Genomic DNA, 20,557 nt, shown 5'->3' on the forward strand with positions numbered 1-20,557 from the left:
GCGCGCATGCCCGGGCCCGAGGTCATCGTCGCCGACATCACCACGCTGGATGTCGACGCCATCGTCAACGCCGCCAACACCTCGCTGCTCGGCGGGGGTGGCGTTGACGGCGCCATCCACCGGGCGGCGGGGCCGGAGCTGCTCGCGGCCTGCCGTGCGCTCGGCGGCTGTCCCACCGGCGAGGCCCGCATCACGCCGGGCTTTCAGCTGCCGGCGCGCTGGGTGATCCACGCCGTCGGCCCGGTGTGGCAGGGCGGCGGCGCCGACGAGCCCGCGCTGCTGCGCGCTGCCTACCGGCACAGCTTCGCGCTGGCCCGGGAGCACGGCGTCGTGAGCATCGCCTTCCCGGCCATCAGCACCGGCGTCTACGCCTACCCGAAAGATGCCGCCGCGGCCATTGCCGTGGACGAGATGCGCACACAGGCCGGCGCATTCGAGCGCATCATCGTCTGCTGTTTCAGCGAGTCCGACGCAGAGCCCTACCGCCGCCTGCTCGCCCCGTAACCCTGAATAATGAGAACAGGTTCAACGCGCCGGCACATCGGCGTCTGTATAGGGACGCGGGCTCGGCTATGCTTGGAGGCATAGAAGCGGTCGCAGTTGCCGGCATGTCTCATGCCGGTGGCGCGAAGCCGCCGGCAGCAACGATGACGTACAGCGGGGTGACGGATGTTCGCGCAACACCGGGCCCGGGGTTTTTCTTTGGTGGAGCTGATGATCACGGTGGCGATCATCGGCATTCTCGCCGCAATCGGCATCCCGGCCTACGAGAATTACATCCGCCGGGCGGCATCGATGGACGGCTACCTGCAGTTCGGTGCCCTCAAGGCCAGCATCACCGAGTACTACGTCGCCAACGGCGTACTGCCGGCAAGCTTCACGGACATGGGTCTGCCGCCGGCCACCGGTACCGCCCACGGCGGTGACGAAGGCTCGTATCAGTACGTTTTCGGCATCGAGAGCGATGTCTGGTCCAGTGTCGAGTACCAGCCCAAGCCGCCCAACGGCTATGTCTTCGTGCTGCGCTCCAGCGGTGAGCCCGACATCGGCCTGCACTTCCAGATCAAGGCCGAGCAGGGGGGTATCCGTGTGCGCTGTACCATCAACGAGATCGCCGAGCGCGGTCCCTACGTGCCGGCGCAGTGCCGCGACGGCAGTGTCGATGAGTGGAACTGGTAGTGACGTAGTCGGTGAGCGCTGACCGGCGCAAGCACTGCGGCCGGTTGCTGTGCCGGGTCAGTGTGGGGTCAGTGTAGGGTCAGCGTGGGGCGTCCTCGTCGGCGCGCCGGTCCAGCGCCGCCCAATCCCGCAGCACACGCAACCGCACGGCGCGGTTGGAATGCCCACCGCGCCGGCCCGGATGGCCGCCGAAACCGTGCACGCTGCTGTGCACGCCCACGATGCGTCCCGCGCGCAGCACAGGTCCGCCTGAATCGCCTGGGCACAGGGAGGGTGCACCGCTGCGCAGATGCCGGCCATAGGTGTAGAGGTTGACGCCGTCGGTGCGGATCACCCGGCTCGCGGCGAAGCGTCGGCTGCCGAGTCCCGCATCGCGGCCCGTGGCCTCCCGGGCTGGCTGCGCATCCGTGCAGCCGAAGCCCACCAGTGTGACCGGCTCATCCGGTGCGAGCGGGCCGAGGTCGGTTCCCAGGGTCGGAACGGCCGGCGTCGGCGTGTCGAGCACGATGACCGCGGCGTCCGGGAAGCGGGCCGTGAAGTGATGATCGCCGCCACGCTCGCGCAGGCGCTGCACGAGGCCCGGGTCATCGAGCTGCGCCCGGAGTGCCGCAATCCGCTCGCGCTTGAACGCCTGCAACCGCTCCAGTCCGGCCCGGAAGGCTGGGGCGATTTGGGTGCGCCGGACCCTGACCGGCCGGAGGTCGGCGCTGCCCTGCGGATGCAGTGCGTTGCTGATGTGCAGCCTGCCGCCGGCAGTAAAGGGCGGGTGCAGGGCGCTGGAGGCGGTGTCGAGGGTGCAATGGGCCGCCGTGAGCAGGCGCTGTGGGCCGATCTTGGTGGCGGTGCAGAAGCCTTCGCCTGTGAGCACCAGCACCACAGCGGCGAAGCGAGCGTCCGTGTCGGGCGCCCCGCCCATGATGGCCGCGGCCTCGCCGGTGCCCAGCAGCAGCAGCAGGAGGAGCAGGTGCGCCGGCTGTCGTGGGCGCCGCCTGCACCTTGCATGCAGCGGTGCAGCAGGGCGAGCCACCGTGGCACCGGGGCGGCTGCGGCCCATCATGCGCGCCGTGCCCTGGGCGGCCTTGAACATCACTCCGACCACCTGATCCGCTGACTGCGTCGTCAGGCCATCCTGGCCTGAGACAAGCAGGGCTGGAAGCCCTGACTACGCCCGGCGCGCCCGCTGATGGACGCAGTCGCGATCAAGGCCCTTGGGGCGGCAGCGCGGCACCCAAAGGCGGCGCCGCCCGCTCACCGCGGCCCCGCGCGTCCCGTCAGACCATCACACCCGGCGCGAAGCTGTAGCTGTCGATGATGTTGACGTAGTTGGCGCGCTCGAACTCCGCCGGGTTCGGCACGGCAAGGGCGCTGACCCGACCGCGCACGTCCTCCAGGGACTCGAAGCCCTGGTCTTCCATCCATTGCTCGATGCCCTTCAGGATCACGCCCGTCTGCCCGGCACCGTGCTTGAGCAGCGTGCTGCAGAGGTGCACCACGTCGGCACCGGCGAGCAGCAGCTTGATGGCGTCATCGGCGGTGTGGATGCCGCCGGTGGCACCGAGGGAGAGGTTGTCGATGCGCCCGTAGAGGATGGCGATCCAGCGCATGGCGAGCAGGGCCTCCGCCGACGTGGACGGATGCAGGCTCGGCTGCAGGCGCAGGCTGTCGATGTTGATGTCCGGCTGGTAGAAGCGGTTGAACAGTGCCACGCCGTCGGCGCCGGCGGCGGCCATGCGCTGCACCATGTTGCCGATGGAGCTGAAGGTCGGCGACAGCTTCATGTTGATGGGGATGGAGATGCTGTTCTTGAGGGTGCGCAGGATCTCCAGATAGCGCTCCTCCACCACGTTGCCGGTCTGGTCGATGTCGGCGGCGACGTAGTAGACGTTCAGCTCCAGCGCATCGGCGCCGGCCTCCTGGAGCTCCCGGCCGTGCTCCACCCAGCCGGACGGCGTGACGCCGTTCAGGCTCGCGATGACGGGGATGTCGAGCGCCTCCTTCAGGGCGCGCAGATTCTCCAGGTACGGCTCTGCGCCCGTGCTGAAGTCCTGCCAGTCCGGCAGGATGCTTTCGCCGATCTCGGCAAAGCCCGTGTCCTGATGGTTCAGGAAGCGGTTCATCGTCTCCGCATCCGCGGTGATGGCCTCCTCGAACAGGGAGTACATGATGATGGCCGACGCACCCGCGTCCTCCAATTGCTTGCTCTGATCGACGCTTTTCGACAGCGGCGACGCGGACGGGACGAGGGGGTTCTTGAGGTCGAGGCCGAGGTATTTGGTGGTCAGGTCCATGGGAGGCTCCGGGTTCGTGCGATGCGGGCGTTAATCGAAGGGCTTGCAGTGCGTACGAAGTACGAAGTCCGGAGTACGGGGGCGCCCACGTACTCCGTACGCCGTACTTCCCAGCGTCTAGTCCGCCTTCTCCACCGGCTTCTCGGCCTTCTGCCAGGCCAGATGCGCCAACTGCTCGTACAGCGAGTACTTGGTCTCCACGTGCTTCTGCGCGAGCTTCAGGAAGCGCTCGGCGTCGTCCGGATGGGTGCGGTTCAGCACGCTGAAGCGGGTCTCGCTGGCCAGATAATCCCGGTAGGGGATGCTCGGCGCCTTGCTGTCAATGTGCAGCGGGTTCTCGCCGGCGTCGATCTTGCGCGGATCGTAGCGGAACAGCGGCCAGTGGCCGGAGTTCACGGCCATGTCCTGCTGGCGCAGGTTGTTCGACATGTCCACGCCGTGGGCGATGCAGGGCGAGTAGCAGATGAGCACCGACGGCCCCGGATAGGACTCCGCCTCCAGGAAGGCGCGGATGGTCTGCACGTCCTTGGCGCCGAAGGCCACCTGGGCGACATAGACGTTTTCGTAGGCCATGGCCATCATGGCGAGGTCCTTCTTGAACGTGGGCTTGCCGCCGGCGGCGAACTTGGCCACGGCGCCCATGGGCGTCGCTTTGGACTTCTGGCCGCCGGTGTTGGAGTAGACCTCGGTGTCCAGCACCAGCAGGTTCACGTCGCGGCCGGTGGACAGCACGTGGTCGACGCCGCCGTAGCCGATGTCGTAGGCCCAGCCGTCGCCGCCGACGATCCATACACTGCGCTTCACCAGATGCTCACAGACGCTGGCCAGGTTGGCTGCTTCTGGCGTGTTGATGGACTTGAGCTTCTCCTTGAGCGCCGCGACCCGCTGGCGCTGCTCGTGGATGCCGGCCTCGCTGGACTGGTCGGCGTTGAGCAGGCCGTCGGCCAGGTCGGTGCCGATCTTGTCCGCGAGCAGAGTCACCAGCACCCGGGCCTGCTGATTGTGGGCGTCCACGGCGAGGCGCAGACCGAGGCCGAACTCCGCGGTGTCCTCGAACAGGGAGTTGTTCCAGGTGGGGCCGCGGCCATCGGGGTCGGTCGTATAGGGCGTGGTGGGCAGGTTGCCGCCATAGATGCTGGAGCAGCCGGTGGCGTTGCCCATCAGCATGCGGTCGCCGAACAGCTGTGTGGCGAGCTTCACGTAGGGCGTCTCGCCGCAGCCGACGCAGGCGCCGGAGAACTCGAACAGCGGCTGCAGCATCATCGCGTGCTTGATCTTGTGCGGATCGAGCCTGGTGCGGTCGTACTCGGGTAGACCTAAGAAGAAGTCCCAGTTCGGCTGCTCGACGTCATGCCGCTCCTCGGCGGGCAGCATGTTCAGCGCCTTGCGCTTGGGGTCCTTGCGGTCGCGGATGGGGCACACCTCCACGCAGAGCCCGCAGCCGGTGCAGTCGTCCGGGGCAATCTGATAGGTGATGCGGTAGTCCGCCGGGAAGTCCTTGCCCTTCACCTTGGCATGCTGGAAGTCAGCCGGTGCGCTGTCGGCGACGTCCGCCGGGAAGATCTTGGAGCGGATGGCCGCGTGCGGGCACACCAGCGGGCACTTGCCGCACTGGGTGCAGAGGTCCTCCTCCCACTTCGGCAGCTCCAGGGCGATGTTGCGCTTCTCGTACTGCGTGGTGCCGGTGGGCCAGGTGCCGTCGGGCGGCATCAGGCTTACGGGCAGCTCGTTGCCGCGGCCGGCGATGAGTGTGGCGGAGACGCGCTGCACGAAGTCCGGCGCGTGATCCGGCACCACCGGCGGGCGCTCGAAGGTACTGGTCACCTGGCCCGGCACCGGCACCTGGTGCAGGCCCGCGAGGGTCGCGTCGATGGCCGCGAAGTTGCGGTCGAGGAGCTTCTGGCCCTTCTTGCCGTAGGTCTTCTCCACCGCCTTCTTGATCTGCGCGATGGCCTCGTCCTTGGGCAGGATGCCGGAGATGGCGAAGAAGCAGGTCTGCATGATGGTGTTGATGCGCCTGCCCATGCCGGTCTTCTCGGCGATGTCATAGGCGTCGATGACGTAGACCTGGATGCCCTTGTCGATGATCTGCTGCTGCATGGATTTCGGCAGCTCGTCCCAGAGCTTGTCCTTCGGCGTCGAGGAGTTGACCAGGAAGGTCGCACCCTGCTTGGCCTTGTCCAGCATCTCGTAGCGGGAGAGGAAGGTCGGCTGGTGGCAGGCGACGAAGCTGGCCTCGTCGTTGCCGATGAGATAGGTGCTGTTGATGGGCTCGGGGCCGAAGCGCAGGTGCGACACCGTCACGGCGCCGGCCTTCTTGGAGTCGTACTCGAAGTAGCCCTGGCCGAAGTTCGGCGTCTCCTCACTGATGATCTTGATGCTGTTCTTGTTGGCGGAGACGGTGCCGTCGGAGCCCAAGCCGTAGAACACGCACTCGGTCACGCCTGCGGCGGCGTCCGGCTTGAAGCTCGGGTCCCACTCCAGGCTGGTGTGGCTCACGTCGTCGATGATGCCGATGGTGAACTTGTTCTTCGGCTTGTCCTTGGCCAGCTCGTCGAAGATGGCCTTCACCATGGCGGGCGTGAACTCCTTGGACGACAGACCGTAGCGACCGCCCACCACCCGCGGCATGCTGGCCATGTTGCCCTCGGCGACGGCCTCGGACAGGGCGGTGACCACGTCCAGATACAGGGGCTCGCCGTTGGCGCCCGGCTCCTTGCAGCGGTCCAGCACGGCGATCTTCCGGGTGGTGACGGGCAGGGCTTCGAGCAGGTGCGCGGCGCTGAAGGGCCGGAACAGGCGGATCTTGATCATGCCCACCTTCTCGCCGTGGTCGGCCAAGTGCTGGACGGCCTCTTCCGCGGCGCCGATGCCGGAGCCCATGAGCAGGATGACGCGCTCGGCGTCCGGGGCGCCGACATACTCGAAGAGCTTGTACTGCCGGCCGGTGAGCCCGGCGAGCTTGTCCATCTGCGCCTGAAGGATGTCGGGCAGGGCGGCATAGAAGGGGTTCACCGTCTCGCGACCCTGGAAGTAGACGTCCGGGTTCTGCGAGGTGCCGCGGATGATGGGGTGGTCCGGGTTCATGGCCCGCTCGCGGTGGGCCTGCACCAGCGACTCGTCGATCATCGCGCGGATGGTCTCCACCGGCAGCTTGTCGATCTTGTTGACCTCGTGCGAGGAGCGGAAGCCGTCGAAGAAGTGCAGGAAGGGCACCCGGCTCTCCAGCGTCGCCGCCTGGGCGATCAGCGAGAAGTCCATGATCTCCTGGATGTTGGCCGAGCAGAACATGGCATAACCGGTGGCGCGGCAGGCCATCACGTCGGAGTGGTCACCGAAGATGGACAGGCCCTGGGCCGCCAGGGAGCGCGCCGACACATGCAGCACCGTCGGCGTCAGCTCGCCGGCGACCTTGTACATGGTCGGGATCATCAGGAGCAGGCCCTGGGAGGCCGTGAAGGTCGTCGAGAGCGAGCCGCCCTGAAGCGCGCCGTGCAGGGAGGCGACGGCACCGGCCTCGCTCTGCATCTCGATGACGTCGGGCACCGTGCCCCAGAGGTTCTTGATGCCGAGGGACGACCACTCGTCCGACCACTCGCCCATGGGCGAGGCCGGGGTGATGGGGTAGATGGCGATGACCTCGTTGGTCATGTGGGCGACGTAGGCGGCGGCTTCGTTGCCGTCGAGGGTGACCATTTGCTGCTGCGACATGGATAGTTCCCGCGATTGAGGGTGACTGCAAAGGGGGCTGCGCCGGAGACAGGGACGGGGGTGCGGCCGGAGGTAACGCCGGGCGGCAGCCACGGAGGCCGACTGGCCGGGCCATGGCCTTCGACTATATCCAGAACGGCAGCATGGGCCACTGATCCAAGTCCAAGGCACAGCGATAATCCCCGCAGGGCATGATCCGCGTCAGCCAAGCTCGAAAAGGCGCGATGCAGAGCATTGACGCCGGTGGCGGCGATGCGGGGGCGGCGCTGTTGCAGCACGGCTCGGCCTGTGCTCTGGGCCACCCGTGGCGAGACCTCGCGCCCACCGGGACGCGGCTCGACGTCGGTGTCCAGAACCAGTCCGGCCCTTTTGCTTTTCGGGCCTGTGACGGGTAAGAAGCGCGACATGGTCGCCGTGCCCACAGACATGTCCGTTGCCCTGCGCGCCATGCGCGAGGACGACCTGCCCGCGGTGCTCGCCTGCGAGCGCGCGAGCTACGCTGCGCCCTGGTCGGAAGGCATCTTCCGCGACTGCCTGCGCGTGCGTTACTGCTGCCTGGTGGTGGAGACCCGGGACATTGTGGTGGGCCACGGCATCATGTCCGTGGCCGCGGGCGAGTGCCATCTGCTGAATCTGTGCATCCATCCGTTGTTCCAGCGCCTCGGCATCGGCCGGCGCATGCTGCGCCGGCTGCTGGCGCTGGCGCGTCGCCAGCAGGCGGATTCCGCCTTCCTGGAGGTCCGGACTTCGAACGCAGGCGCCATCGCGCTTTACCGCAGCGAAGGGTTCGACGCCATCGGTGTACGCAAGGGCTACTATCCGAGCACCGATGCGGAGCCGTCACGACGCGAGGATGCGCTCATGATGGCGCGCGCCCTATAGGGCAAAGGCGTAGGCCCAAGGCGAGCAGGACTTGGCCGGGCAGAGCCCGATTGATCTGCGTTGCGCCCGGTGGATGTCAGCGCCGCGGCGGCGGGGCGTCGGGCGGCGGCGGGTCGTCTTCGGCGGGGTGCTGGGTGCCGAGGCGCTGCTCCCACATGGCGATGCGCCGCTCCCAGTCGTCGTCCTTCGGGTCTTGATGCTGGGGGTCTTGATGCTGGGGGGCTTGATGCTGGGGGTGGGACGCCGCCTGCCTGCCCGCGCTGTCGCGCTTGTCGGCGCGCCGGCGCCGGAAGAGATGGAGTGCGAGCCCCGCGACACCAGCCAGTGCCAGCGCGGAGGTGGCGGGGGCGTACAGCATCACGGGGGCGAGCCAGCGGTGGCTGCCCACGGCGCGCTCGCCGGTGTCGGCCAGCGCCGGCGCGGCAGGCCGCAGCAGGAGCAGCGCAGCCAGCCCACCGATGGCGGCGGTCCGGCCGGCACTGCGCGCGTGCTGTGTGCGAAGGGCTTTGCGCATGGACTTGCTCGATACATCGTCGGGCCGGTGCGATGGCGGCTGCCGGCCTTACTCGCTCCGCGACTGCAACGTCGCCGGCGGCGGTCGCTCCACAGCAGACCGTGTTCGCCGACTTAAACCCAACGATAGATCACCCAAGGCTGCTGCGGTAGCGGGTGTGTTCTGCTCGTGACGAAGCCGCGCATCACGCCGCTGGAAGGCTGTTGCACGCCTAGGCGGCGTTGCGGTAGTGGCGTCTGCGCCAGCCCCGTGGGGCGCCGCGTGCCGCAGGCGTGGGCCCAGAGCCGGACGGCCATTGCCGGTGTTGGACGCCAGGCGCTCGGGTCTGTGGTGGGGCCTGCCCGCAGGCGGGCATGGCGTCCACGCGGCGGTGGCGCCTGGTGCGCCGCGGCTCGGCGCCGGCGCTCCGAAGCCGGGCTGACCCGCGTGGGCCGGGCTGCCGTTCGGCGTTGATGCTTGTCATTGACCTCGGCTCGGCGCATGATTCGGTTCCGGCTGCGGCTCGACGTCCCCTGGAGGAAGCGCCCATGTCCAACCTCGCCGGCAAGGCCTACGGGATGAACGTCATCACCCCGATGCGGCCATCCCGGACCTGGATCAATCGGCTGATCTTCATGGTCGCCCGGCTCAAGCCCGCGGTGCTGTCCGGGCTGCTCGGGCTGTCGCTGATCCACTTCGCGCGCTGGTTCATGATCAAGCGCGACCAGTGGCCGGACCTGGGGCAGGGGCCGGAGCAGCTGCAGTTCGACTACATGTTCTTCTGCAGCAACTTCAACGGCACCTGGGATCAGTACATCGACGCCTTCGCCGACGGCATCCCGAGCGGGCTGGATCTGTTCTGGTACTCCAGCATCAAGTATCCCAAGTCGATTCCGCTCACGCCCTTCAAGTCCTACATCGTCCACAACCAGCTGGACACCCAGTACTACTACAACGCCACCCCCGGCAGCGCCCAGCGGGACATCAAGGGTGCGCTGCGGGTCATGGCCGCGCTGCGCGAGCTCGCTGCGCAGCACCCGGACATGACGCCGGCCGAATTCGCGGCGGCCTACCGCAAGGCGCTGCGCACGGTGCAGACCAGCCTGGGTGCCCCGGGGCTCGCCCCGGTGGCGAGCAACGCCACCTTCGACGCCGAGCGCAACCTGAAGCCGCTGCTCGAGGCCCGCTGGGGCTGAGTCCGGCGACCCAGCCCAGTCCCTCGCCATCCAGGCCCATCCCGAGCCCGGCCCATCCGACTTCCCGCTCATCCACCGTCTGACGGAGCGCTGCGCGATGCCCAATTTCGACGGCGGTCATTACTTTCTGTCGGTGCTGATCCCCATCCGCACCGATGTCGAGCAGAACGCCGCAGGAGCCTGGCGCTCCCATGTGGACCTGCTGCGCGAGGAGCTGGCCCTGCTGCCGACGGCGCAGCAGAACCGCGTCTCGCGTGATGCCGAGCGGCAGAGCCCCTTCGCCCGCAATACGCTGAACCATCTCGCGCGCTTCGTCGTCATCGACGATGTGGTGTTCAACGGGCGCAGCGGGGGCAATGCGCTGTGGGAGCGGGTCCTGGGCCGCAACCCCCTGACGCCGCAGCCGGTGGACCGGCTCAAGTGCTCTTACCTCTTCTTCGGGGCGGACATCGATGCCGCGAGCGGCGACGATGCCGCCCTGCGCCGCTACACCGACGCGTTGTGGGAGACCATGCAGGACGAGCTCCGCGCCGTGCTGCGCCATTGCCTCGGCTTCGAGGCGCGTGTGCGCGACGCCGCGGGCTTCTTCCGCTACATCAAAGACTGTCAGGTCGAGACCACCATGCCCTTCAACGACTACTGGGCGAACGGTCTGCCGGTGGCGGCGGCGGACACCAGGCTGTGGCCGGTGCTGCTGGTGCCCGGGCTGACGGCGGCGGTGGCCGTGCTCGGCTTCCTGCTGCACCTGTTCGGCGCCGGTGACGGCGGCTGGATCTGGGTCAGCCTGGTGGCGCTCGCCCTCGCGGCTGCCATGGGCGCCGGCCTCTATCACTACCTGGTGGCCAAGGCGCAGGCGCCGCTGCCCAGGGCGCCGGATTCGGACCTGCCCTCGGTGCTCAAGGCGCTGTATCTCCAGCAGCACTTCACGGACTTCGCCATCGCCCAGCAGGGCGCGGACGACGGGGCCCTGTACGCGGCATTCAGGGATTTCGTGGACACCCATAAGCCCGGTGACGCCAGCGGCCCCACGCAGCCGCCGGGCGTCATCGCGGCGCGGTGAGGAGGCACCCCGTGAGCACGACCCATCTCGACCTCGCCGACATCCAGGGCAATGTGGTCCGCGCCTACGGGCGCTTCGGCTTCCCCTGCGCGCGCTATTACTTCCTGCGCGTAGACCCGGCGCAGGGCGCCGATGGCCGCGCCTTCGTGGACCGGGTGCGCCGGCGCATCACCACCGCCGTGCGCTGGCGCCAGGGGCCGAACGAGACCGCCCCGGGCGCCGTGGACGCCCCGGATGCGACCCTCAACATCGCCTTCACCTTCTACGGGCTCCTGGCACTCGGCCTGCCCACCAGCGTACTGGCGCGCATGCCGCCCGAATTCATCGAGGGCATGCCCGGGCGCACCTACATCCTGGGTGACGCGGGCGACAACGCCCCCGAGCACTGGGACCCCCTCTGGCGCACCAACGCGGAGAAGCGCGTCAGCGGCGGGCAGATGGCCGCCGACGGCGAGCTTGGCCACGTGCACATCTGGCTCGCCATCAACGCCCGCAGCATGGAGCACATGGAGACCGCCCACGAGGCGCTGATGGCGGACATCGCCGCCCACCCGGGCGTGAGCCTGCTGTCGGGCAACGGCGCGGAGGGCGCCGACTACCAGGCCGCTTCGGCCATCTTCGCGCCGGGGCCGGACGGCACGCTGGTGCCCACCGGCAAGGAGCACTTCGGCTTCACCGACGGCATCGGCGACCCGGTGTTCGACGGCCGCTATGAGCCCGATGTGGAGGCGCGCCGGGTCAAGGGCCGCGGCCGGCTCACCCCGGCGCCGGAGCAGCGCTGGGTGCCGCTCGCCGCGGGTGAGTTCCTGCTCGGCCATGCGGACGAGTCCCAGGAGCTGCCGCCCACGGCGCCGCCCTGGGAATTCACCCGCAACGGCACCTTCATGGTGTTCCGCAAGCTGCACCAGAACGTCAAAACCTTCCAGGACTACATGGCCGGGCAGGCGGGGCTGTTCGGCCGGCTGTGGGGGCTCGAGGGCGAGGCGGCGCTGGCCACGCTCAAGGCCAAATTCATCGGCCGCTGGAGCGACGGCATCCCACTCATCGCCGCGCCCACCTATGACGACTGGCGACGGTTGCAGCACGCGTGGCAGGACATCCCGGCCATTGCGCTCAAGCCGCGGGGCGAGCGCACCCCGGCGGAGCAGGCGCGCAAGGACGCCTACGACGCGCTGCTCGCGGACTTCACCTTCGGCGACGACAAAGACGGCATCAAGTGCCCTTATGGTGCACACCTGCGGCGCGTCAACACCCGCGACATGCTGGACCCGGAGTTGCACAGCGGCAATCCGGACGCGCGCACCGGCTCTTCGCTCAACAAGCGCCGGCGCATCCTGCGCCGCGGGCTGCCCTACGGGCATGTGGACCCGGACAATCCCACGGATGACGGCGAGCACGGCGTCATCTTCATCGCCCTGTGCGCCAGCCTGAGCCGGCAGTTCGAATTCCTTCAGCAGCAGTGGATCCAGTACGGGCTCGACTTCAACACCGGCAACGACACCTGCCCGCTGGTGGGCAACCATCGCCTCGACGACAGGCTCCCCGCCACCAAGCACGTCATCGCCGCGGACCCGGCCGGCAATGCACCGCCCTTCATCGCCGCCGACCTGCCGAGCTTCGTCACCACCCGTGGCGGCGACTATTTCTTCCTGCCCGGCATCAATGCGCTGCGCATGATCGCCCAGGGCAGTGTGGACCCCACCTGAGCGGGGCAGGGCAATGGCCTTCCTGATGACTCTGCTGCGGCTGCCGGTGCGCTGGCTCGGCACACTCGGCGGCGGCATCGCGGACCTCGTGGCCCTGATCAAGCTCCTGGCCGGCGCCTTCCCCGGCGACAAGGCGGGCCGGCAGCAGCGCGTGCTCGGCGTGCTCGCCACCACCGCCGGTCAGCGGGCGCTGTTCGGCGTGCTGCGGGTCTTTTGGGCCAATCTGGTGCTGGGCCGCAGGCTGGTGGCGGCCTACGACAACACCGGCACCGCCATCGTGACCCGCGATGCCGACGTGCGCGAGGTGCTCGCGCGGGATGCGGACTTCCTGGTGGTCTACGAGCCGCGCATGCGCCGGATCACGGATGGTGAGAACTTCTTTCTCGGCATGCAGGACTCGCCCGCCTATCAGCGCAACGTCTCCGTCATGCGGCTCGCGGCGCGCTGGGAGGATGTGAGCGCGATCATCCTGCCCACCGTGGAGGCGCATGCCGGCACCATCGTGGCGGACGCCGGGGGCAGGCTCGACGTCCCCGCACAGCTGACGCTGCCGGTGGTCGCCGACATGGTGGCGCGCTATTTCGGCACGCCGGTGGGGGGCCACGGGCAGCCGAGCCGGGACGACCTGATCGCCTGGACCAGCGTCATGTTCTGGTACCTGTTCATCGACCTGGGCGCGGACCCGAAGGTGGACCGCAAGGCCATGGTCGCCGCCGCCGCCGCCCGGCGCTGGCTGGACCAGTGCATCGCAGCCCGGAAGGCGTCGCCGACCGAGACCGACGACGTGCTGAACCGCTGCCTGGACCTCCAACGCGCGGGCATCCCCGGCTTCGATGACGTCGGCATCCGCAACAACCTCATCGGGCTCATCATCGGCGCCGTGCCGACGCTCTCCCGCGCCGCGGTGCAGGCGCTCGATCAGTTGCTGGACCGCCCGGAGCCCCTCGCCGCCGCCTGCGCCGCCGCGGGCGCCGACCATGCTTCCAAGCTCGCGGACATCGTCTTCGAAGCCCTGCGCTTCAACCCCGTGAACCCGTTCATCTACCGTCGCGCCCTGGTGGACACGACCATCGCCCAGGGCACGCTGCGCGCCCGACGCATTCCGAAGGACACGCTGGTGCTTGCCGCCAACCTGAGCGCCATGTTCGACCCCGCCCGGCTGGACGTCCCGGAGCGCTTCGACGCGGGCCGCCCCTGGGACGACTACATGCTCTGGGGCCATGGGCTGCACACCTGCTTCGGCCGCCACATCAACCGCGCCGTGGTACCGGCGCTGCTGAAGCCGCTCCTCGCCGCCGGCACGCCGCACCGTGCCCCGGGCGAGGCAGGGCAGATCGACACCGCCGGCACGCCCTTCCCGGCGCACCTGACCGTGGAGCTGGGGCGGGGCTGACAGCAGGGACGGACGCCGGTGCGGATCGGCTGCGGCTGCCGACCAAACACACACTCAGGCCGCACACCCGCAGGACCGAGCTCCCAAGTTCCGGGACAAATGCAGCGTGATCCTGGTACTGACTTGCGTTCCATTTCTGCTTTGTCATGCAAAGTCTCCTTGTGGGCGCAACCTGCATCGATAGGGACAGTATACTCAACTTCCGCACGGCCACACCCGCGCCGAACGATCTCCCCGATATCCAGGCTTCTACACGGCGGAGGCGAGGCTGGACCATCCTCCAATGTGTCCTATACTCGAAAACCAAGTCCCGCAGTGGGAGAAGACGGGATGCGGGATGGAGCGGTCCCGGAAGAATCCGCGCCCGCGGCGGTCCGCCAGTCGGCGTCCCGGTGCCGGGGTTTGGCTGCTGTGGCGGCGCGCCGAGCGCCGGTGCCGGTGCAGCGGCTCCGTGCCGCGACGCGCGAACGACAATCAGAACATCACCACATCGCCGCCGGCGGAGGAGATCACGTATGCAAGACGGCTTCATCCTGTCCATCGATCAGGGCACAACCGGGTCGACGGTGCTGGTCTTCGATCATGCGGGGCAGGTGCGCGCCCGGGCCTATTCGGAATTCACGCAGCATTACCCCCGGCCGGGCTGGGTGGAGCACGACCCCGAGGAGATCATCGTGGTGACCATGAAGGTCATCGCCGACGCCCTGCGCAAGGGCGACATCGATCCGGATCGGGTTCGGGCCATCGGCATCACCAACCAGCGCGAGACGGTGGTCGTCTGGGACCGGGCATCCGGCGAGCCCGTGGGTCGGGCCATCGTCTGGCAGGACCGCCGAACGGCCCGCTACTGCGATGAGCTGAAAGCGCGGGGGCTGGAGTCCATGATCCAGGCGCGCACCGGCCTTGTCATCGATCCCTATTTCTCCGGTACCAAGCTCAAGTGGATGCTGGACAATACGCCGGGGCTGCGGCAGCGTGCCGAGCGCGGCGAGGTCTGCTTCGGCACCATCGATTCCTGGCTGGTGTACCGGCTCACCGGCTGCCGCGTCCACATCACCGACTATTCCAACGCCTCGCGCACGCTGCTGTACAACATCCGCGACCTGCAATGGGACCCGGAGATGCTGGAATTGCTCGACATCCCGGCGGCAATGCTGCCGGCGGTGCGGCCGTCCTCCGAGGTCTACGGCGAGACCGATCCGCGACTGTTCTTCGGTACCCGCGGCATCCCGGTGGCCGGCATCGCCGGCGACCAGCAGGCGGCCCTGTTCGGCCAGGCCTGCCACAGTCCCGGCATGGCCAAGAACACCTATGGCACCGGCTCGTTTGTGCTGATGAATACCGGGACGGAGGCGGTGACCAGCAACGAGAAGCTGCTGACCACCATCGCCTGGGGGGTCGGTGACGAGCCGGTGGAATACGCGCTCGAGGGCGCGATCTTCGTCACCGGCTCGGCCGTGCAGTGGCTGCGCGACGGTCTTGGTCTGATCGGGCATGCCGCTGAGACCCGCGAGCTGGCCCGCGGTGTGCCCGAGAACGAGGGCGTCTACTTCGTGCCGGCCCTGGTGGGACTGGGAGCGCCGCATTGGGACCCTTATGCCCGCGGCCTGCTCATCGGCATCACCCGCGGCACCGGCAAGGGTCATATCGCCCGCGCCGTGCTGGAGAGCATGGCCTACCAGACCCGCGACGTGATCGAAGCGATGCAGCGGGATTCGGGTATCACGCTCAAGGAACTGCGCTGCGACGGCGGCGCGTCGGTCAACAGCGTGCTGATGCAGTTCCAGTCCGACATTCTGGGCGTCAACGTGGAGGTCCCGAGCATCGTCGAGACCACGGCGCTGGGCGCCGCCTATCTCGCTGGCCTCGCGGTGGGTTTCTGGGAGAGCAAGGCCGAGATCGCCGAGAAGTGGGCGCTGGACGTGCGTTATCACCCGCGCCTGGATGCCGCCACGCGCGAGCGGCTGTTCAACCGCTGGCACAAGGCCGTGGAGCTGGCCAAGGGCTGGGCGCTGGACGACGATTGAGCCGGCTGCGTTCGCCCGGCTCGTCGAGCCGCCCGACCTGGATCTGGACCCGGCAGGAGCAAATGCCCTATGACCTTGCGTGAAAGCAATATCGATAAGCTTGGCCAACGCACCTTCGATGTACTCGTTGTCGGCGGCGGCATCAATGGCGCCGTCTCCGCGGCGGCCCTGTCCGGCAAGGGGGCAAGCGTCGCGCTCATCGATCAGCGCGACTTCGCCGGTTTCACCAGCCAGCAGTCGTCCAACCTGGCCTGGGGCGGCATCAAGTACCTGGAGAGCGCCGACTACGGGCTGGTGCGCAAGCTCTGCCTGAGCCGCAACGAGCTGATCCGCAGCTATCCGACCCGGGTCAAGGAGATCCGCTTCTTTGCGACCATCGACCGGGGCTTCCGCTTCTCGCCGTTCTTTCTCTGGCTCGGCACCTGGGTCTATTGGCTCTTCGGCAACGGCTTCACAAAGCCGCCGCGCTTTCTGACCAAGGCCCGCATCCAGCGCGAAGAGCCCGTTGTCGGCACCGCCAAGGCCGCCGGCGGCTTCGAGTATTCCGACGCCTACCTGCACGACAACGACTCGCGCTTCGTCTTCCAGTTCGTGCGCTCGGCCATGAACCGTGGCTGCATTGCGGCCAATTACGTGGAATCCCTCGGCGCCCGCCGCGAGCGGGACCTCTGGATCACGCGGGTGCGCGACACCGAGACCGGGCGCACCTTCGAGGTCCGCTCGCGCGCGCTGATCAATGCCGCCGGCCCCTTCGTCGACGACCACAACCAGCTGACCCATGAGGAGACGGAGCACCAGCACCTGTTTTCCAAGGGCATTCATCTGATCGTGCCGCAGATCACGCCGCACCGGCGCATCCTGACCTTCTTCGCCGACGACGGCCGCCTGTTCTTCGTGATCCCGATGGGCGTGCGCACCTGCATCGGTACCACTGACACCCGTGTGGACAGCCCCTACACCGAGGTCACGGAGGAGGACCGCAGCTTCGTGCTCGACAATGTCAACGAGCGCCTGAACCTGGACAAGCCCCTCACCAAGGCCGACATCATCGCCGAGCGTTGCGGCGTGCGGCCGCTGGTGGTGCGCCGCCAGGCCAGCAGTGAGAGCGGGCGCGACTGGATGCAGCTCTCGCGCAAGCACGAGATCGACGTGGATCGCGCCAACCGGCACCTGTCCATCTACGGCGGCAAGCTCACGGACTGCGTCAACGTCGGCAACGAGGTGTCGCAGTACATCGCCGCCTTCGGCATCGACCTGCCCTATGCGGACTACCGCTGGTACGGCGAGCCGCACCGGTCCGTGTACGACGAGTACATGCACCAGGCAAAGCTCATGAGCCTCGACGGCTATACGTCCCCGGACTCCATCGAGCCGCTCTCCAGCCGGCTGTGGCGGCGCTACGACCAGCAGGCCTTCGAGCTGCTGGACCAGATCCGCGAGGACCCGAGCCAGGCCGAAGTGCTGATCAAGGGCACCGACTACCTGCGCTGCGAGATCCAGCTTGCCCGGCGCCGGGAGATGATCGTCAAGCTGGAGGACTTTCTGCGCCGCCGCTCCAAGATCGCGCTGGTGGTGCCGCGCGACACCATCGCCAACGCCGAGGGCCTGATGGACGCCTGCCGCATCCTGTTCGGCGACCAGGCCGAGGCACGCTACGAGGAGTACTTCGGCGCGCCGCTGAAGGTCACGCCGGCCCAGTCGCATCAGCCGGATCAGGCCGCGGCCTGATGACGGGGCGACGATGAACCCCTTTCTCGGCGAGATCATCGGTACAACCCTGCTGCTGCTGCTCGGCAACGGCGTCGTCGCCAACGTCGTCCTGAACGACACCAAGGGCCACGGGGCCGGCTGGATCGTCATCACCTGGGGCTGGGGCATGGCCGTCTTCGTCGCCGTGTTCACGGTCGCGGCCTTCAGCGGCGCGCACCTGAACCCGGCTGTATCCGTGGGCCTGGCCGTCGCCGGCAAGTTCGAATGGGCCAAGGTGCCGGCCTATGTGCTGGCGCAGATGACCGGCGCCATGATCGGCTCGGCACTGATCTGGCTCCTGTACCGGCCGCACTTCGCCCGCACCGAGGACCGGGACCTGAAGCTTGCCTGCTTCTGTACCGCCCCGGCTATTCGCGATCTGCCGTCGAGCCTGCTGTCCGAGGTGGTCGGTACCTTCGTACTTGTCTTTGCCGTGCTGTTCCTGGCCGTCTCCGTGTTCGGCCTGGGTGCGCTGGACGCGCTGCCGGTGGGCCTGCTGGTGCTGGCCATCGGGCTGAGCCTGGGCGGCACCACCGGCTATGCCATCAACCCCGCCCGCGACCTGGGCCCGCGGTTGGTCCATGCCCTGCTGCCGATGCCCGGCGGCAAGCGCGACAGCGACTGGGGCTACGCCTGGGTGCCCGTGGTGGGGCCGCTGATCGGCGCCGGGCTCGCCGGTGGCCTCTACCTGCTGCTGCAGGACCCGACCAGCGTGAACTTCCGCTGACGCGCCCACCGGAGCCAATCATGGGCACTGGTGAACAACGCGCCGATGGTCGTCCAGCGCGGCGGCGGTTCCTGAAGGCCAGCGCCGTCCTCGGGCTGGGCGCGCTGCTGCCCCCGGTGCGTGGCGCCGAGGTGGACCCGCTGCGCCTGGCCGCCGCGCGGCGCTGGGTGCTCGGCGAATTCACGCCGTCGACGCTGGACCCGGACGCACAGATGGCCGAGATGGCCTTCTTCGCCCGGGCCGCGGCGCCGTTCCGCGGCCAGCGTATCCACGTGGTCTCCGAGACCATCCCGACCCACGTCTACGAGCAGCGCTTTCTGGCCCGGGCCTTCCACGAGATCACGGGCATCCTGGTCCAGCACGACCTGGTGCACGAGGGGGAGCTGGTGGAGCGCATCCAGCAGCAGACCCGCACCGGCCGCAACCTCTACGACGCCTACGTCAACGACGCCGACTTCATCGGCACCCATGTCCGTAACGACGCCGTCGTGCCGCTCACCGACTGGATCAGCGGCGACGGCGCCGGGGTGACCCTGCCGACGCTGGACCTTTCCGACTTCATCGGTCTCACCTTCTGCACCGGCCCGGACGGCCGGCTCTACCAGCTGCCGGATCAGCAGTTCGCGAACCTGTACTGGTTCCGCTACGACTGGTTCCAGCGTGACGACCTCAAGCAGGCGTTTCAGTCGCGCTACGGCTACCCGCTGGGCGTGCCGGTCAACTGGAAGGCCTACGAGGACATCGCCGATTTTTTTACCAACCAGGTGCGGGAAATCGACGGCCGCCGCGTCTACGGCCACATGGACTACGGCAAGGTGGACCCGTCCCTGGGCTGGCGCTTCACCGACGCCTGGCTGGCCATGGCCGGCGTCGGCGACCCGGGCCTGCCCAACGGTAAGCCGGTGGACGAGTGGGGCATCCGGGTCGAGGATTGCCACGCCGTCGGCTCGTCGGTGGCCCGCGGCGGCGCCACCAACAGCCCCGCCGCCGTCTATGCGCTGCGCAAGTACCTCGAGTGGCTGGAGCGCTTCGCGCCCCCCGAGGCCCGCCGCATGACCTTCTCCGACGCCGGGCCGGTACCCGCCCGCGGCGACATTGCGCAGCAGGTGTTCTGGTACACCGCCTTTACACCGGAGATGATTCGACCCGGGTCCGAGGTCCAGCACGCCGATGGCAGCGCCAAGTGGCGCGTCGCCCCGTCACCCCACGGTGCCTACTGGGAGCCCGGCATGAAGCTCGGCTATCAGGACTGCGGCGCCTGGACCCTGCCCGCGAGCACGCCGGTGGCGCGCCGCAAGGCGGCCTGGCTCTATGCCCAGTTCTGCGTCTGCAAGACCGTGTCGCTGAAGAAGACCCTCGTCGGCCTGACCCCGATCCGCGCCAGCGACCTCGCCGCGCCGGCCATGACCGAGGCGGCCCCGAGGCTCGGCGGCCTGGTGGAGTTCTACCGCAGCCCCGCACGCACCGCCTGGACACCGACGGGCCTGAACGTGCCCGACTATCCGAAGCTGGCCCAGCTGTGGTGGACCCGCATCGGCCGCGCCGTCACCGGCAGGGGCAACCCGCAACAGGTCATGGACGCGCTGGCCGCCGCCCAGGACCAGACCCTGTCCCGCATCGCCGCCGCCGGCATCCTCGCCCGCTGCGAGCCGAGGCTCGCCGAGCCCGAGGACCCGCAGACCTGGCTCGACCGTCCCGGTGCGCCCAAGCCCAAGCTCGCAGACGAGGAAGGGCAGGGCCGAACGATGGATTATGACACGATGGTTCGCGGTTGGAGGGGGTAGAAAAGTTAATTAAATCCGGGAGCTGAGAGACAAGTCAATTCAGCCTGACCCCTTCTCTCACGCGCTTTTCCCGGCGTCCTCGTCTGTACATCTGGAATGTTTCCGTTCCACTCAACGACAGCCGCTCTCGCAGCAGCTTGCTCAATCCGAGCTACAAGTTCTTCGAATTGCTTCGATTCGGCGTGTGTTGTCATTTGTCTTGTAACGCCTAACGTCAACCTGAGCCCGCGCCAAACTGCGGCGACGCGCGAAGCGCCCGCCGCAGCTTGGCGGCGGGCTGGCGGGCTAGCCCGGATCGCTCACACCTCTGGCTCCCCGCCCGACACCCTCGCCGAAGTGTGATTCCGGGTGCATTTTCCCGC

At 68.3% G+C, this 20,557-nt stretch carries 16 protein-coding genes; 12 read left to right on the forward strand and 4 right to left on the reverse strand.

The annotated features are described in order from the left end of the window. Nucleotides 1–6: 6 nt before the first annotated feature. Entirely contained in the window at nucleotides 7–504 is a 498-nt protein-coding gene (locus QZ607_RS22150; RefSeq protein ID WP_295887319.1) for an O-acetyl-ADP-ribose deacetylase, read from the forward strand. 165 nt (nucleotides 505–669) lie between these two features. Further along, a complete protein-coding gene (locus tag QZ607_RS22155; RefSeq protein WP_295887322.1) occupies nucleotides 670–1,179 on the forward strand; it encodes a prepilin-type N-terminal cleavage/methylation domain-containing protein in 510 nt (169 codons plus the stop codon). Nucleotides 1,180–1,258: 79 nt separating this feature from the next. Here the strand turns inward: QZ607_RS22155 and QZ607_RS22160 are convergent, their stop codons facing one another. The 3 genes from QZ607_RS22160 to nifJ form a co-directional block, all read right to left on the reverse strand. Continuing rightward, nucleotides 1,259–2,266, reverse strand: a complete 1,008-nt coding sequence (locus QZ607_RS22160) for a trypsin-like serine protease (RefSeq protein WP_295887325.1) — start codon at nucleotides 2,264–2,266, stop codon at nucleotides 1,259–1,261. A 184-nt stretch (nucleotides 2,267–2,450) separates the two neighbouring features. Beyond that, complete coding sequence (locus tag QZ607_RS22165; protein WP_295887328.1) at nucleotides 2,451–3,467, reverse strand: dihydroorotate dehydrogenase-like protein; 1,017 nt, start codon at nucleotides 3,465–3,467, stop codon at nucleotides 2,451–2,453. Between the two features lie 117 nt (nucleotides 3,468–3,584). Further along, a complete protein-coding gene (nifJ, locus tag QZ607_RS22170) occupies nucleotides 3,585–7,178 on the reverse strand; it encodes a pyruvate:ferredoxin (flavodoxin) oxidoreductase (RefSeq protein WP_295887331.1) in 3,594 nt (1,197 codons plus the stop codon). Nucleotides 7,179–7,369: 191 nt separating this feature from the next. On the opposite strand from nifJ, the gene QZ607_RS22175 reads away from it, so the two are divergent. After that, nucleotides 7,370–7,573 (forward strand): hypothetical protein, encoded by a 204-nt coding sequence (locus tag QZ607_RS22175; protein ID WP_295887333.1) that lies wholly within the window; start codon nucleotides 7,370–7,372, stop codon nucleotides 7,571–7,573. 10 nt (nucleotides 7,574–7,583) lie between these two features. Beyond that, entirely contained in the window at nucleotides 7,584–8,060 is a 477-nt protein-coding gene (gene rimI / locus QZ607_RS22180; protein ID WP_295887335.1) for a ribosomal protein S18-alanine N-acetyltransferase, read from the forward strand. Nucleotides 8,061–8,136: 76 nt separating this feature from the next. Here the strand turns inward: rimI and QZ607_RS22185 are convergent, their stop codons facing one another. Beyond that, nucleotides 8,137–8,574, reverse strand: coding sequence for a hypothetical protein (locus QZ607_RS22185; RefSeq protein WP_295887338.1), 438 nt, complete (start codon nucleotides 8,572–8,574; stop codon nucleotides 8,137–8,139). A gap of 527 nt (nucleotides 8,575–9,101) precedes the next feature. Between QZ607_RS22185 and QZ607_RS22190 the strand changes: the two genes are divergently transcribed. From QZ607_RS22190 to QZ607_RS22225, 8 genes are all read left to right on the forward strand, one after another. Continuing rightward, entirely contained in the window at nucleotides 9,102–9,749 is a 648-nt protein-coding gene (locus QZ607_RS22190; RefSeq protein ID WP_295887340.1) for a hypothetical protein, read from the forward strand. 97 nt (nucleotides 9,750–9,846) lie between these two features. Then, the gene (locus QZ607_RS22195; RefSeq protein WP_295887342.1) at nucleotides 9,847–10,809 is read left to right on the forward strand and encodes a hypothetical protein; all 963 of its coding nucleotides are present in this window, start codon (nucleotides 9,847–9,849) and stop codon (nucleotides 10,807–10,809) included. Nucleotides 10,810–10,820: 11 nt separating this feature from the next. After that, the gene (locus QZ607_RS22200; RefSeq protein ID WP_295887344.1) at nucleotides 10,821–12,515 is read left to right on the forward strand and encodes a Dyp-type peroxidase domain-containing protein; all 1,695 of its coding nucleotides are present in this window, start codon (nucleotides 10,821–10,823) and stop codon (nucleotides 12,513–12,515) included. A gap of 13 nt (nucleotides 12,516–12,528) precedes the next feature. After that, nucleotides 12,529–13,908, forward strand: a complete 1,380-nt coding sequence (locus tag QZ607_RS22205) for a cytochrome P450 (protein ID WP_295887347.1) — start codon at nucleotides 12,529–12,531, stop codon at nucleotides 13,906–13,908. A 515-nt stretch (nucleotides 13,909–14,423) separates the two neighbouring features. Next, nucleotides 14,424–15,935 carry a glycerol kinase GlpK gene (gene glpK / locus QZ607_RS22210; RefSeq protein ID WP_295887351.1) on the forward strand — a complete coding sequence of 504 codons (1,512 nt, stop codon included), beginning with the start codon at nucleotides 14,424–14,426 and terminating at the stop codon, nucleotides 15,933–15,935. 69 nt (nucleotides 15,936–16,004) lie between these two features. Continuing rightward, nucleotides 16,005–17,663, forward strand: a complete 1,659-nt coding sequence (locus tag QZ607_RS22215; RefSeq protein WP_295887353.1) for a glycerol-3-phosphate dehydrogenase/oxidase — start codon at nucleotides 16,005–16,007, stop codon at nucleotides 17,661–17,663. A gap of 13 nt (nucleotides 17,664–17,676) precedes the next feature. Further along, nucleotides 17,677–18,411: an MIP/aquaporin family protein gene (locus QZ607_RS22220; protein ID WP_295887355.1), complete on the forward strand. Its 735-nt coding sequence runs from the start codon at nucleotides 17,677–17,679 to the stop codon at nucleotides 18,409–18,411. 20 nt (nucleotides 18,412–18,431) lie between these two features. Further along, nucleotides 18,432–20,195 (forward strand): ABC transporter substrate-binding protein, encoded by a 1,764-nt coding sequence (locus tag QZ607_RS22225; protein WP_295887357.1) that lies wholly within the window; start codon nucleotides 18,432–18,434, stop codon nucleotides 20,193–20,195. The last annotated feature ends 362 nt before the right edge of the window (nucleotides 20,196–20,557 follow it).

Source organism: uncultured Thiohalocapsa sp., from assembly GCF_913063425.1.
Classification (GTDB): domain Bacteria; phylum Pseudomonadota; class Gammaproteobacteria; order Chromatiales; family Chromatiaceae; genus Thiohalocapsa.

Coding starts and splice junctions, on each gene's coding strand:
- QZ607_RS22215 (WP_295887353.1), top strand. CDS start 16,005: ATGACCTTGCGTGAAAGCAATATCGATAAGCTTGGCCAACGCACCTTC.
- QZ607_RS22185 (WP_295887338.1), bottom strand. CDS start 8,574: ATGCGCAAAGCCCTTCGCACACAGCACGCGCGCAGTGCCGGCCGGACC.
- glpK (WP_295887351.1), top strand. CDS start 14,424: ATGCAAGACGGCTTCATCCTGTCCATCGATCAGGGCACAACCGGGTCG.
- QZ607_RS22160 (WP_295887325.1), bottom strand. CDS start 2,266: ATGTTCAAGGCCGCCCAGGGCACGGCGCGCATGATGGGCCGCAGCCGC.
- nifJ (WP_295887331.1), bottom strand. CDS start 7,178: ATGTCGCAGCAGCAAATGGTCACCCTCGACGGCAACGAAGCCGCCGCC.
- QZ607_RS22195 (WP_295887342.1), top strand. CDS start 9,847: ATGCCCAATTTCGACGGCGGTCATTACTTTCTGTCGGTGCTGATCCCC.
- QZ607_RS22150 (WP_295887319.1), top strand. CDS start 7: ATGCCCGGGCCCGAGGTCATCGTCGCCGACATCACCACGCTGGATGTC.
- QZ607_RS22225 (WP_295887357.1), top strand. CDS start 18,432: ATGGGCACTGGTGAACAACGCGCCGATGGTCGTCCAGCGCGGCGGCGG.
- QZ607_RS22175 (WP_295887333.1), top strand. CDS start 7,370: ATGATCCGCGTCAGCCAAGCTCGAAAAGGCGCGATGCAGAGCATTGAC.
- QZ607_RS22165 (WP_295887328.1), bottom strand. CDS start 3,467: ATGGACCTGACCACCAAATACCTCGGCCTCGACCTCAAGAACCCCCTC.
- QZ607_RS22155 (WP_295887322.1), top strand. CDS start 670: ATGTTCGCGCAACACCGGGCCCGGGGTTTTTCTTTGGTGGAGCTGATG.
- QZ607_RS22190 (WP_295887340.1), top strand. CDS start 9,102: ATGTCCAACCTCGCCGGCAAGGCCTACGGGATGAACGTCATCACCCCG.
- QZ607_RS22220 (WP_295887355.1), top strand. CDS start 17,677: ATGAACCCCTTTCTCGGCGAGATCATCGGTACAACCCTGCTGCTGCTG.
- rimI (WP_295887335.1), top strand. CDS start 7,584: ATGGTCGCCGTGCCCACAGACATGTCCGTTGCCCTGCGCGCCATGCGC.
- QZ607_RS22205 (WP_295887347.1), top strand. CDS start 12,529: ATGGCCTTCCTGATGACTCTGCTGCGGCTGCCGGTGCGCTGGCTCGGC.